Annotated in this window: 1 protein-coding gene; it reads right to left on the minus strand. The window is 72.2% G+C overall.

Annotated features, from left to right (window positions below; all coding sequences use genetic code 11):
- Positions 1-85 precede the first annotated feature (85 nt).
- Positions 86-1651, minus strand: a 1566-nt coding sequence (locus tag ACQKIP_RS46900; protein ID WP_427745811.1) for a PA domain-containing protein, incomplete at its 5' end; no start/stop codon positions are given.

A 1651-nucleotide genomic window follows, 5' to 3' on the forward strand; every position in this document is an offset into this window, starting at 1 on the left:
TTTTTTTCCCTCCTGGCCTAGCGCATCGCGGGGGCCCGGCCCCCCGCCCGGCCGGGCCCCCGCCGCCGCCGCGTGCGGCCCTGAGCTACTTCACCCCGACCGCCCGCACGATCTCCTGGGTGACGGAGCCGCCCCGGTCATCCTTCGCCGAGGCCCGCAGCGAGATGAACTCGGCGGATCCCGGCACCTTCAGCTTCCCGTCCCACGCGGCCTTGCCGCCGTCCCGGTCGAGGCCGACGCCCTGCCAGGTCTTCCCCTCGTCGTAGGAGACCTCCAGCTTTCCGCCCCCGGGGGTTCCGGTACCGGCGGCCCCCTTCACGTACTCGGCGTAGATCCCGACGCCCACGGAGCGCCCGCCGCGGACGTTCCCCGCGAGATCCGTGTCCACGTCGAAGCCGAGGTTCAGCAGCGGCAGGAACGTCTTGCGGTCGGCCGGCGTCTCCTTCGACTCGAAGGTCCACTCCGAGTGGCCCTTGGTGGCCAGGTGCCACCGCCCCGGGTCGAGCGTCGTGTCCGTGACGACCTTGTACGTCGTCGGCGCCGGATTCGCGTCCCACGCGTACACACCCGAGCTCTTCTTACGGTCGACCAGCTCACCGTCCGCGTAGACCTCGCTGACCTGCGTCATCGAGTCGTCGTTCCACACGTCGCCGAATCCCGTGTGATCGGGTCCGGAATCGCCCCAGCCGGGGACGTTGAACTCCAGGTTGTTGCCGGTCCGCGTCTGGCCCCAGCCGAGCCCGGTGCCCAGCCACGGGTGCCACACGGGCTTGAACCAGTTCAGCTCGCCGTGCCTGCCGCCCCGGTAGCCGACCAGGCCGCTGCGCTCCTCCAGGGCGCCGGGCCCGACGGACACCGACTCGTGCCACAGCTGACCGGCTCCCGTGGACGCGTAGTCCGTGCGCTCGACCGGGTAGTCGATCTTCTCCTGGAAGCCGAACCCGACGGAGAAGGTGTCCGTCAGCGAGTAGCGGAACTCGCCGCCCGCCACCGGCTTCACCGCGTGGAACTTCGTGTCGAGCACCGCGAGGTCGCGCTTCGACGGCTCGTACGTGAGGTCGCGGGGCACGGCACCCTTGTGGCCCTCGGACACGTCGTAGACATAGGGCGTGCGGGACGTCGCCGTCGTCTGGACCGTCCGGCCCGCCTTCGCCGCCGCGAGCAGCCGCGCACCGTCCGCCGCGTCGACCGTGCCGATCGTCAGCGGCCGGTCGGCGTTGTCGTCCGTGCCGAACCAGGCGTTGAGCCGCCCCGGCACGTCGTCGGTCACGAACAGCGCCTTCGCGCCCGCGTCCTGGGCGGCCTGGCCCAGCTCAGCGGGCGTCACACCGGAGTCCGCGGCCCGCCGCACGACGACCGCCTTGCCCTTGACGTCCTTGCCCGCGTACTCGGCGGCCGTGCCGCCCCCGGCGTCCACCAGCCGCAGCCTGCTGCGGCCGTCGGTCACGGTGCCGCCGGGCTGGGCGACGACCTCGCCGAGGCCCCGCACGTCCAGGGTCGGCTTGCCGAGGCGCCAGACGGTGCGGTACTCGAAGGTGCCGTCGGCCGGCTTCTCGGTGGGCGCCGCGAAGATGCTGTCGTACATGACCGGCACCTGGACCGCGCCCTGGAGCGTGGCGCCGTTCGCCCGGCGGTCGTACTCCATCAGGAG

Origin of the sequence: Streptomyces sp. NPDC059900, assembly GCF_050270335.1 — a bacterium.
GTDB lineage: Bacteria > Actinomycetota > Actinomycetes > Streptomycetales > Streptomycetaceae > Streptomyces.